General features: G+C 69.7%; 9 protein-coding genes. 8 read left to right on the top strand and 1 reads right to left on the bottom strand.

What is annotated here, in order from left to right:
* From ACNPQM_RS16570 to ACNPQM_RS16590, 5 genes are all read left to right on the top strand, one after another.
* The coding region (locus ACNPQM_RS16570; protein WP_418084588.1) for an MSMEG_4193 family putative phosphomutase at positions 1-625 on the top strand (625 nt) is incomplete at its 5' end.
* Positions 626-732: 107 nt separating this feature from the next.
* A complete protein-coding gene (locus ACNPQM_RS16575; RefSeq protein ID WP_030918365.1) occupies positions 733-1,323 on the top strand; it encodes a DUF3090 domain-containing protein in 591 nt (196 codons plus the stop codon).
* Positions 1,287-2,132, top strand: a complete 846-nt coding sequence (locus ACNPQM_RS16580) for an SCO1664 family protein (protein ID WP_418084589.1) — start codon at positions 1,287-1,289, stop codon at positions 2,130-2,132. Before ACNPQM_RS16575 ends, ACNPQM_RS16580 begins: the two co-directional genes overlap by 37 nt.
* A 198-nt stretch (positions 2,133-2,330) precedes the next feature.
* Positions 2,331-3,560, top strand: coding sequence for a cysteine--1-D-myo-inosityl 2-amino-2-deoxy-alpha-D-glucopyranoside ligase (gene mshC, locus ACNPQM_RS16585; RefSeq protein WP_358863198.1), 1,230 nt, complete (start codon positions 2,331-2,333; stop codon positions 3,558-3,560).
* A 109-nt stretch (positions 3,561-3,669) separates the two neighbouring features.
* Complete coding sequence (locus tag ACNPQM_RS16590; protein ID WP_418084590.1) at positions 3,670-6,711, top strand: NPCBM/NEW2 domain-containing protein; 3,042 nt, start codon at positions 3,670-3,672, stop codon at positions 6,709-6,711.
* 58 nt (positions 6,712-6,769) lie between these two features.
* On the opposite strand, the gene ACNPQM_RS16595 is transcribed toward ACNPQM_RS16590, so the two are convergent.
* The gene (locus ACNPQM_RS16595; protein ID WP_418084591.1) at positions 6,770-7,819 is read right to left on the bottom strand and encodes a PAC2 family protein; all 1,050 of its coding nucleotides are present in this window, start codon (positions 7,817-7,819) and stop codon (positions 6,770-6,772) included.
* A gap of 255 nt (positions 7,820-8,074) precedes the next feature.
* Between ACNPQM_RS16595 and ACNPQM_RS16600 the strand changes: the two genes are divergently transcribed.
* From ACNPQM_RS16600 to ACNPQM_RS16610, 3 genes are all read left to right on the top strand, one after another.
* Entirely contained in the window at positions 8,075-9,418 is a 1,344-nt protein-coding gene (locus ACNPQM_RS16600; RefSeq protein ID WP_418084592.1) for an L-fuconate dehydratase, read from the top strand.
* The gene (locus tag ACNPQM_RS16605) at positions 9,418-10,197 is read left to right on the top strand and encodes an SDR family NAD(P)-dependent oxidoreductase (RefSeq protein WP_358863157.1); all 780 of its coding nucleotides are present in this window, start codon (positions 9,418-9,420) and stop codon (positions 10,195-10,197) included. Before ACNPQM_RS16600 ends, ACNPQM_RS16605 begins: the two co-directional genes overlap by 1 nt.
* A gap of 73 nt (positions 10,198-10,270) precedes the next feature.
* Entirely contained in the window at positions 10,271-11,311 is a 1,041-nt protein-coding gene (locus ACNPQM_RS16610) for a sugar ABC transporter substrate-binding protein (RefSeq protein WP_418084593.1), read from the top strand.
* Positions 11,312-11,317: the final 6 nt, after the last annotated feature.

An 11,317-nucleotide genomic window follows, 5' to 3' on the forward strand; every position in this document is an offset into this window, starting at 1 on the left:
CGCCGCGCGGGGGGTCGCGCAGGCCGCCGCGCTCGTCGAGCGGCTGGCCTCCCTGCCCCTCGCTGCCGCCGTCAGCAGCCCGCTGCAGCGCTGCCGGGAGACTCTGCAGCCGCTGCTCGACGCCCGGCCGGGGCTGCCGCTGCACACAGAGGAGCGGATCAGCGAATGCGACTACGGCGACTGGTCGGGGCGCAAGCTCGCGGAACTCACCGACGAGCCGCTGATGTCCGTCGTGCAGCAGCACCCCTCGGCCGTGGCCTTTCCCGGTGGTGAGTCGATGCGGGCGATGCAGGCGCGCGCCGTCGAGGCCGTGCGGGAGTGGAACACCCGGATCGAGGCCGAGCACGGTGACGGCGCGGTGTACGTGATGTGCTCGCACGGCGACATCATCAAGTCCGTCGTCGCCGACGCGCTCGGGATGCATCTCGACCTCTTCCAGCGGATCCAGGCCGAACCCTGCTCGGTCACCGCGATCCGCTACACACGGCTGCGGCCCTTCCTGCTGCGGCTCGGCGACACCGGGGACTTCGCGTCGCTGGAGCCGCACGAGGAGAGCGCCGGCGCGGCCACGGATACGGAAGCAGGTACGGATGCGGTGGTCGGTGGCGGCGCTGGGGCGCCGTGATCGCTCCGCGCAGTAGGGTGGACGCGCCGTAGGCGCCCTTCCCTCCGGGACTCTCCCGGAACCCGGCCGCCCCTTCATTTGCCGTCAATTCTCAAGGGAGACAGGACGTGTCCCGTCAGGTGTTCCTCTACGACCCCCCGGACCGTTTCGTGGCCGGTACGGTCGGGCTGCCTGGACGCCGTACGTTCTTCCTGCAGGCTTCCTCAGGCGGACGTGTCACCAGCGTGGCCCTGGAGAAGACCCAGGTCGCCGCACTTGCCGAGCGGATCGACGAACTGCTCGACGAGGTCGTGCGGAGGACCGGCGGGAACTCGCCGGTGCCCGCAGTGGCCCCGATGGACGTCACCGACACCGCTCCGCTCGACGTGCCCGTCGAGGAGGAGTTCCGGGTCGGGACGATGGCTCTCGCCTGGGACGGCGAGGAGCAGCGCATGATCGTCGAGGCGCAGGCCCTGGTCGAGCTGGACGCGGACTCCGACGACGATCTCGCGGAGGCCGAGGAACGGATGCTGCAGGACGAGGAGAACGGTCCGCCGATGCTTCGGGTCCGGCTCAGCGGCGCGCAGGCGCGGGCGTTCGCCAAGCGCGCCCTGGACGTCGTGAACGCCGGCCGTCCGCCGTGCCCGCTGTGCAGCCTGCCGCTCGACCCGGAAGGACACGTATGCCCGCGCCAGAACGGATACCGACGGGGAGCCTGACGGACACCCGGCTGATCACCCTGCTCACTGAGGGGCAGCTCACCGTCCGCGGTCAGATCCGTGACGCGTCCAATGCGGTGCTCTACTGCACGGTCGCGTACGAGGGCGAGGAGCGCACCTGCGTGTACAAGCCCGTCGCCGGGGAACAGCCGCTGTGGGACTTCCCCGACGGCACGCTCGCCGGGCGCGAGGTCGCCGCGTACGAGATCTCCGAGGTGACGGGATGGGGGCTGGTGCCGCCGACCGTGCTGCGGGACGGGCCGTACGGGGAGGGCATGTGCCAGCTCTGGATCGAGGCGCCCTCGGAGGCATCCGCGGACGGTGAGCCTCCGCTGCTGGCGCTCGTCGAGGACGAGGAGCCGGGGGACGGGTGGAAGGCCGTCGCCGAGGCCGAGGTGGGCGAGGGGAGGACGGCTCTGCTGGTGCACGCGGACGATCCGCGGCTGCGGCGGCTGGCAGTCCTCGATGCGGTGATCAACAACGCCGACCGGAAGGGCGGGCACCTGCTGCCGGCGCCGGACGGCCGACTGTACGGCATCGACCACGGAGTGACGTTCAATGCGGACGACAAGCTGCGGACGCTGCTCTGGGGGTGGGCGGGGGAACCGCTGACGGCCGAGGCTGTCGATGTGCTGGACCGGCTGGCGGAAGAGCTGGCGCCGGGGACGGCGCTGGTCACCCGACTGACGGCGCTGATCACTGCGGCGGAGATCGATGCGCTGCGGGAGCGGGTGGAGGCGCTGCGGGTGACGGGGCGGCACCCGGGGCCGAGTGGCGGGTGGCCCGCGATTCCCTGGCCACCGGTGTGACGGCCGGGGGGCCGTTGTGCCGTCCGAGGCGGCCTGTGGGCCTCGCACGGGCCGTCCGGCGGCGGAGGCCGCAGCCGGGGCGGAGCCATGGTTCCGGGAAGCGGCGGGGCGGGGGAGCGGGAGGCGCAAGACCGTCTCTCCGGCCAGGATCCCGTATCCGGTTCGTATCCGGAAGCAACGTCCGGTTACGCTCATTGCATGCATGCCTGGCCCGCTTCTGAGGTCCCCGCCCTGCCTGGCAAGGGCCGCGACCTTCGGATCCACGACACCGCGACCGGCGGACGGATCACTCTTGACCCCGGTCCCGTCGCCCGCATCTACGTCTGCGGCATCACGCCGTACGACGCGACCCACATGGGTCATGCGGCGACCTACAACGCGTTCGACCTCGTTCAGCGCGTGTGGCTCGACACCAAGCGGCAGGTTCACTACGTCCAGAATGTGACCGACGTGGACGATCCGCTGCTGGAGCGGGCCGTGCGCGACGGTCAGGACTGGACCGAGCTCGCCGAGCGCGAGACGGCACTCTTCCGCGAGGACATGACCGCCCTGCGCATGCTTCCGCCGAAGCACTACATCGGCGCGGTGGAGGCGATACCCGGCATCGTCCCGCTCGTCGAACGGCTCCGGGACGCCGGTGCCGCCTACGAGCTCGACGGAGACGTGTATTTCTCCGTCGAGACCGACCCGCACTTCGGCGAGGTGTCCAACCTGGACGCCGAGGCGATGCGGCTGCTCTCCGCAGAGCGCGGGGGCGACCCGGAGCGCCCGGGGAAGAAGAACCCGCTCGACCCGATGCTCTGGATGGCCGCCCGCGAGGGTGAGCCGAGCTGGGACGGTGCCTCACTCGGTGCCGGCCGGCCCGGCTGGCACATCGAGTGCGTGGCCATCGCCCTGGACCACCTCGGCATGGGCTTCGACGTCCAGGGAGGCGGGTCCGACCTCGCCTTCCCGCACCACGAGATGGGCGCCTCGCATGCCCAGGTGCTGACCGGTGAGCACCCGTTCGCCCAGGCGTACGTGCACGCCGGCATGGTCGCTCTGGACGGCGAGAAGATGTCCAAGTCCCGGGGCAACCTGGTCTTCGTGTCGACGCTGCGCCGCGACGGCGTGGATCCGGCCGCGATCAGGCTGGCGCTGCTCTCGCACCACTACCGGTCGGACTGGGAGTGGACCGACCAGGTGCTCGCCGACGCCGTCGAGCGGCTCGCGCGGTGGCGTTCCGCCGTCTCGCGGCCCGACGGACTGTCCGCCGACGCCCTCGTCGAAGAGGTCCGTGAGGCCCTTGCCGACGACCTGGACGCACCGGCCGCCCTGGCCGCCGTGGACCGCTGGGTCGAGCGCCAGAACGCCGAGGGCGGTACGGACGAGGGTGCACCGGGCCTCGTCTCGCGCACCGTCGACGCGCTGCTCGGTGTCGCGCTGTAACAACCCGTCTTTCTCCGCCTGTTGGCCGGCCTCGGACTTCTCTACGAAGTTCGGGGCCGGCGCCGTTTTGTCCATGGTCAAATGCTCGCGGTTGCGCTAAAAGCACTCTATGCAATCATCAACGCGCATCAGAATGGTGGCAGTTGCAGCTCTGCTGGGACTGGCCACCGTGTTTGCGGGACCCGGCAGCGCACAGGCCGAACCCGCAGCGCCTGAGGCCACGACGGTCGGTGATCTGAGCGGTTTCTCCGCCGACGGGTCCGTCTACCACCTCAGAGCCGGCTCCGCCGAGGCCAGGGTCAGCTTCGTCACCGACGAGACCTTCCGTATCGAACTCGCCCCGGACGGCAGGTTCTCCGACCCGACCGGCGACGACATCGTCCTGCCGCAGGGCGCCCCGCCGCACACCCGGTGGAACGAGAAGAGCGACCGGTACGAGCTGTCCACCGACAGCGTCACGCTGCGCGCCTACAAGTCGCCGCTGCGCTTCGAACTCCACCGGGCCGACGGCAGCCTCGTCTGGTCCGAGGCCAAGGGGCTGAGCTGGGACGGGAATCGCACCACCCAGACGCTGGCCCGCGGCGCCGACGAGCAGTTCTACGGCGCCGGCATGCAGAACGGGCGCGGTAACACCTCGCACCGCGACAAGACCGTCGAGGTCGGCGTCGACTACAACTGGAACGACGGCGGTCACCCCAACTCTGTGCCGTTCTACCTCTCCTCCGCCGGGTACGGGGTCTTCCGCAACACCTACGCGCCCAACACCTACGCGTTCACCGACCCGGTGACCACCAGCGCGAAGGAACAGCGCTTCGACGCCTACTACTTCGCCGGCGACGCCAAGGACGTCATCGGGCAGTACACGAAGCTCACCGGCAAGCCCTTCCTGCCGCCCGTGTACGGGATGGAGATCGGCGACGCCGACTGCTACCTGCACAATGCCAACCGCGGCGAGCGCCACACCCTGGACGCCCTGAAGGTCGCCGACGGTTACGTCGAACACGACATGCCCAACGGCTGGATGCTCGTCAACGACGGCTACGGCTGCGGTCACGAGGACCTCGCCGAGACCGCCAAGGGCCTCCAGGACCGAGGCATGCAGCTCGGCCTGTGGACCCAGGACGGCATCGACAAGATCGCCGAACAGGTCAAGGCGGGCCAGCGGGTCGCCAAGCTCGATGTCGCCTGGATCGGCTCCGGGTACAAATTCGCACTCGACGGCTGCAAGGACGCGTACAAGGGCATCGAGGACAACAGCGACGCCCGCGGCTTCACCTACGCCCCCGAGAGCTGGGCGGGCGCGCAGCGCTGCGGCGTCCAGTGGTCCGGTGACCAGTCCGGCACCTGGGACTACATCCGCTGGCAGATCCCGACCTACGCGGGTGCCACGATGTCCGGACTCGCCTACACGACGGGCGACGTCGACGGCATCTTCGGCGGCAGCGCCAAGACGTACACCCGTGATCTCCAGTGGAAGATGTTCCTGGGCACCACGATGACGATGGACGGCTGGGCGGCCAGCGACAAGCAGCCCTTCCGTTACGGCGAGCCCTACACCTCCATCAACCGCGACTACCTCAAGCTCAAGGAGTCGCTGCTGCCGTACCAGTACTCGTACGCGCACGAGGCGACCAAGACCGGCGTCGGCATGGTCCGCCCGCTCGTCCTCGAATACCCGGACGACCCGAAGGCCGCGACGGACGCGGCGAAGTACGAGTTCATGTCCGGCGAGGACTTCCTGGTCGCCCCCGTCTACCGGGACAGCACCCACCGCGACGGGATCTATCTGCCGAAGGGCACCTGGATCGACTACTGGAGCGGCCGCACCTACCAGGGGCCCACCACCGTCGACAACTACAGCGCCCCGCTCGACACCCTTCCGCTCTTCGTGAAGGCCGGAGCCAGTGTGCCGATGTGGCCGGGCATCCGCTCGTACCAGGACCGGACCGCCGACTCCTCGCTCGCCTGGGACATCTACCCGCAGGGGGCGTCCTCCTTCACGCTGTACGAGGACGACGGTGTCACCCGGCAGCACCGCGACGGCAGGTACGCCACCCAGCGGGCGGATGTCGACGCACCCGTCCGGGGCGCGGGCGACATCACCGTGAACATCGGTGCGAGCAAGGGGGACTTCACCGGAAAGCAGAGCAGGCGGCCGTACGAGTTCAGCGTGCACACCGGGTCCGCGCCGAGCGCGGTGAAGCTCGACGACAAGCTGCCCCGGCTGGGTTCCGCGGCCGCGTACAAGACCGCGAAGCAGGGCTGGTGGTACGACCGGGACGACCGCGGCGGAGTCGTGAAGATCAAGACCGCGCCGCTCTCCACCGGCAAGAAGTTCAGTGTGAAGCTGGAGGACACCAGCGCTGTCGGCGGGAAGAAGGCGGCCGCCACGGTCGTCGTCACCGCGCCGGACGGGCAGGAGCTCGGGGCGGGCGTCGCGGGCACCGTGGGCGTCGATGTCACCGCGGGCAGCGCCGATGTGACGGACGCCGCGGTCAGCCTGGACGTCCCCGAGGGCTGGCAGGTCACCCCGGCGAACACCGTGGACCGGATCCCGGCGGGCACCACCCGGCGGGTCGAGGTGGCGGTCACCCCGGCGAAGGGCGCCACGGGCGAGGCCCGGATCACCGCGCTCGCCCGTTACCGGGCGGCGGGTGAATCCCGTACCACCGTCCAGCGGTTCGCGGCCGCGGTGATGCCCGAGCCGCCGACCGCCGACACCTGGGCGAGCGACATGGTGTGGCTGAAGTCGACCAACGGCTACGGTCCGGCCGAACGCGACCGCAGCAACGGCGAGTCGGGCGCGACCGACGGACACACCCTCACCCTCGCCGGGAAGACCTACGCGAAGGGGATCGGCACCCACGCAGATTCCGACATCGAGGTCTACCTCGGCGGACACTGCACCACGTTCACCGCGGACGTCGGGATCGACGACGAGATCAACGGCTACGGCGAAGTGGCGTTCTCCGTCGAGGCGGACGGCAAGGTGCTGTGGACCTCGCCGAAGGTGACCGGGGCATCGGCCACCGTGCCGGTCGATGTGGACGTCACCGGTGCGCGCCACGTGCATCTGAAGGTCACCGACACCAACGGATCCAAGACCGGTGATCACGGGGACTGGGCCGCGGCGCGCTTCAGCTGCTCCTGAGCGGCCGGCTCAGCAGTGGTGCGCCGGGCGGGGCAAGTGCCCGCCCGGCGCACCGTCGTCAGTCATCCGATGAATCTTCGGAGTCGTTGTCGTCGTCGGAGGGTTGCTCCTGAGTGGGCTCACCGGAGATTCCCGGCCGTGTCCCCGTCTCCGGCCGCGGCGGCTTCGGCGGCCTGGTGCGGCCGCTCGACGTGTCGCGCAGATACGAGGCGTCGCCGCCCTCCGTCGCATGCCCGCCCGGCGCCTGACCCGGTCCGGAGCCCGGGCCGATGTCCCGGCGCCGCAGATACCGCTCGAACTCCCGGGCGATGGCTTCGCCCGTCGCCTCGGGAAGCTCCGCGGTGTCCCGGGCCTCCTCCAGCGTCTGCACGTACTCCGCCACCTCGCTGTCCTCGGCGGCCAGTTGATCGACCCCGAGCTGCCAGGCCCGCGCGTCCTCGGGCAGTTCGCCCAGCGGGATGCGCAGTCCGAGCAGGTCCTCCAGGCGGTTCAGCAGAGCCATGGTGGCCTTCGGGTTGGGCGGCTGCGACACGTAGTGCGGCACGGCCGCCCAGAGGCTCACCGCGGGCACGCCCGCATGCGTGCACGCCTCCTGAAGGATGCCGACGATGCCCGTCGGTCCCTCGTACCGGGTCTCCTCCAGATCCATGGTCCGTGCCAGATCCGGGTCGGAGGTGATTCCGCTGACCGGCACCGGGCGGGTGTGCGGGGTGTCGCCGAGCAGCGCGCCCAGCACCACCACCATCTCGACGCCCAGCTCATGGGCGAAGCCCAGGATCTCGTTGCAGAACGAGCGCCAGCGCATCGACGGCTCGATACCGCGGACCAGGACGAGATCGCGGGGCTTGTCCCCACCGATACGGACCACGGAGAGCCGCGTGGTGGGCCAGGTGATCTTGCGTACCCCGCCGTCCAGCCAGACCGTCGGCCGGTTGACCTGGAAGTCGTAGTAGTCCTCGGCGTCGAGCGCCGCGAACACCTCTCCCTTCCACTCCCGGTCCAGGTGCGCGACCGCTGTGGAGGCGGCGTCACCTGCGTCGTTCCACCCCTCGAACGCGGCCACCATGACCGGGTCGATCAGCTCGGGAACCCCCGCGAGCTCGATCACCCAGGCCTCCTTCCGAAGTTCCCTTGCGTACGAACCAACCTTACGGCGTCGGGGCGCCATTGCCGCAGCCCCTGTCCATGGCCGGGTGAACCTGGCCCCAGGGGTTCATCACCGGCCCGACCAGGGCGCTGGCCTTCGGATTCATCCGAGCTGTGTCCGGTCAATTTCGGCTCAACTCTGGACGTTGGCGCCTTCATGGCGCTATACATCGGATGACCAGAACAGAGGTCCGATGTTATTCCCCTGGGGGCGCACATGAGTCAGACCGTCACGGACTTCGAGGTCCACGACATCCGTTTCCCGACCTCGGAGCAACTGGACGGCTCGGACGCCATGAACCCCGATCCCGACTACTCCGCCGCCTATGTCGTACTGCGTACGGATGCCCCGGACGGCTCGGACGACGGCGGAGCCGGTATCGAGGGTCACGGCTTCTGCTTCACCATCGGGCGCGGCAACGAAGTGATGGCGGCCGCGATCGACGCGCTGCGCCCGTACGTGGTCGGCCGCAAGGCCCCCCTTACCGCCGCCGATCTCGGCGCGCTGTACCGCGAGCTCACCCATGACTCGCAACTGCGCTGGCTCGGCCCGGAGAAGGGCGTGATGCACATGGCGGCGGGGGCGGTCGTCAACGCCGCCTGGGACCTGGCCGCGAAGCAGGCGGGCAGACCCGTCTGGCAGTTCCTCGCCGAAATGACTCCGGAGGAGCTCGTCTCCCTCGTCGATTTCCGCTATCTCACCGATGTCCTCACCCCGGACGAGGCCCTCGAGATCCTCCGGAAGGCCGAACCGGGCCGCGCCGCGCGAGCCGAACGGCTGCGTGCCGAGGGCTACCCCGCCTACACCACGTCGCCCGGCTGGCTCGGCTACGCCGACGACAAACTGGTCCGACTGGCGAAGGAGGCCGTCGCGGACGGCTTCACCCAGATCAAGCTGAAGGTCGGCGGAGACCTCGGCGACGACGTCCGCCGGCTCTCCCTGGCCCGCGAGGCCGTCGGACCGGACATCAGGATCGCCGTCGACGCCAACCAGCGGTGGGACGTCGCCGACGCGGTGGAGTGGATGACCGCCCTGGCGCCGTTCGACCCGCACTGGATCGAGGAGCCGACCAGCCCCGACGACATCCTCGGGCACGCCGCAGTCCGGGCCGGGCAGCCGGTCAAGGTCGCCACCGGTGAACACGTCGCCAACCGCGTCGTGTTCAAGCAGCTGCTCCAGGCCGGCGCCGTCGACTTCGTCCAGATCGACGCGGCGCGCGTCGCGGGCGTCAACGAGAACCTGGCGATCCTGCTGCTCGCCGCCAAGTTCGGCGTACCGGTCTGCCCGCATGCGGGCGGCGTCGGACTGTGCGAACTGGTGCAGCATCTCTCGATGTTCGACTATGTGGCGGTCTCCGGCAGCTGGGAGAACCGCGTGATCGAGTACGTCGACCACCTCCACGAACACTTCGTCGACCCCACCGTGATCGAAGGGGGCCGTTACGTCGCCCCGAGCTCCCCGGGCTTCTCCGCCCGGATACTCCCCGACTCGATCGCCGCACACCGTTACCCGGAGGGCCCCGTATGGCAAGCCCGCCGCACGCCCGAGGAGGCCAACTGATGACCGCCGCACGCGACTTCGAGGGGATGTCCGCCCTGGTGACGGGCGGTGCCTCCGGTATCGGGGCCGCCGTCGCGACGCTGCTGCTGGCACGCGGCGCGCGCGTGGCCGTGCTCGACCGGGAGACCGCGGGCGCCCCCGAGGGCACCCTCGCTGTGAAGGCGGACGTCACCGACGACGACGCCGTGCGCGAGGCGGTCGACCGGGCAGCCGCCGAACTGGGCTCGCTGCACACCGTCGTGTCCAACGCGGGCATCGGCTCGATCGGTACCGTCGAGGACAACGCCGACGAGGAGTGGACCCGGGTCCTGGACATCAATGTCCTCGGCATGGTCCGCACCGCCCGGCACGCCCTGCCCCATCTGCGGCGTGCGGCGGCCGACCGGCCCGGCGCCGTCTCGATCACCCACACCTGTTCCATCGCGGCGACCGCCGGACTGCCGCAGCGCGCCCTGTACAGCGCCAGCAAGGGCGCGGTGCTCTCGCTGACCCTCGCCATGGCCGCCGATCACGTCCGCCAAGGCGTCCGCGTCAACTGCGTCAACCCCGGCACCGCCGACACCCCGTGGATCGGCCGGCTCCTCGACCAGGCCGACGACCCGGCCGCCGAACGCGCCGCACTGAACGCCCGCCAGCCGCTGGGACGACTCGTGTCGGCCGACGAGGTCGCCGCCGCGATCGTCTACCTCGCCAGCCCCGCCGCCGCCTCCGTCACGGGCACGGCGCTCGCGGTCGACGGCGGAATGCAGGGCCTGCGCCTGCGGCCCGCCGGCAACTGATCCACCCCACCGAACCCGAGCCGCACCACCCAACCGAGCACCCAGCCAGTACTCCACGAAGGACGGGACATCAATGAGAGTGCGTACGACGAGTGCGGCAGCCTGCGCCGTGCTGCTGGCCGTCACTGCCCTCGCGGGCTGCAACCGTGAGTCCACCGATGGCAGCGCGAGCGCCGGAAAGGTCGGTATCGACCTGCCGCGCAGCGACAGCGACTTCTGGAACTCGTACCAGAACTACGTCGAGAAGGGCGTCAAGGCGGGTGAGGTCAAGGCACTGCCCCTGACCAACTCGCAGAACGACATCGGCAAGCTCGTCGCCAATGTCCAGACGTTCACCGACCAGGGCGCCAAGGCCGTCGTGATGGCCCCGCAGGACACCGGCGCCATCGCCGAGTCGCTGAACTCGCTGAACGACAAGAAGATCCCGGTCATCAGCGTCGACACCCGCCCCGACAAGGGCAACGTCTACATGGTCGTCCGCGCCGACAACAAGGCGTACGGAACCAACGCCTGCAAGTACCTCGGCGAGCAGCTGAAGGGCAAGGGCAAGGTCGTCGAGTTCCAGGGCGACCTGTCCTCGATCAACGGCCGCGACCGGTCCGAGGCGTTCAAGGCCTGCATGGACAAGGACTACCCGGGCATCAAGGTCTTCGAGCTGGCCACCGACTGGAAGGGCGATGTCGCGTCCGCCAAGCTCCAGTCCACGCTCGCCGCGAACCCCGACATCAACGGCATCTACATGCAGGCCGGCGGTGTCTTCCTGCAGCCGACCCTCGCGCTGCTGGAGCAGAAGAAGCTGCTGAAGCCGGCCGGTACGGCGGGCCACATCACGATCATCTCCAACGACGGCATCCCGGAGGAGTTCGACGCCATCAGGGCGGGCAAGATCGACGCGACGATCTCGCAGCCCGCCGACCTGTACGCGAAGTACGCGCTGTACTACGCCAAGGCGGCCCTGGACGGCAAGACCTTCAAGGAAGGCCCGACCGACCACGACTCGAACATCATCAAGATTCCCAATGGTTTCGAGGACCAGCTTCCCGCGCCCCTGGTGACCAAGGACAACGTCGACGACCCGAAACTGTGGGCCAATCAGCTAGAGAAGAAGAGCTAGCCGTGA

This window comes from Streptomyces sp. NPDC056231 (assembly GCF_048270745.1).
Classification (GTDB): domain Bacteria; phylum Actinomycetota; class Actinomycetes; order Streptomycetales; family Streptomycetaceae; genus Streptomyces.

Excerpts from the sequence above, each read along its gene's own strand:
- ACNPQM_RS16605 (WP_358863157.1), top strand. The coding sequence starts at position 9,418 with ATGACCGCCGCACGCGACTTCGAGGGGATGTCCGCCCTGGTGACGGGC.
- ACNPQM_RS16610 (WP_418084593.1), top strand. The coding sequence starts at position 10,271 with ATGAGAGTGCGTACGACGAGTGCGGCAGCCTGCGCCGTGCTGCTGGCC.
- ACNPQM_RS16580 (WP_418084589.1), top strand. The coding sequence starts at position 1,287 with ATGCCCGCGCCAGAACGGATACCGACGGGGAGCCTGACGGACACCCGG.
- mshC (WP_358863198.1), top strand. The coding sequence starts at position 2,331 with ATGCATGCCTGGCCCGCTTCTGAGGTCCCCGCCCTGCCTGGCAAGGGC.
- ACNPQM_RS16600 (WP_418084592.1), top strand. The coding sequence starts at position 8,075 with ATGAGTCAGACCGTCACGGACTTCGAGGTCCACGACATCCGTTTCCCG.
- ACNPQM_RS16590 (WP_418084590.1), top strand. The coding sequence starts at position 3,670 with ATGCAATCATCAACGCGCATCAGAATGGTGGCAGTTGCAGCTCTGCTG.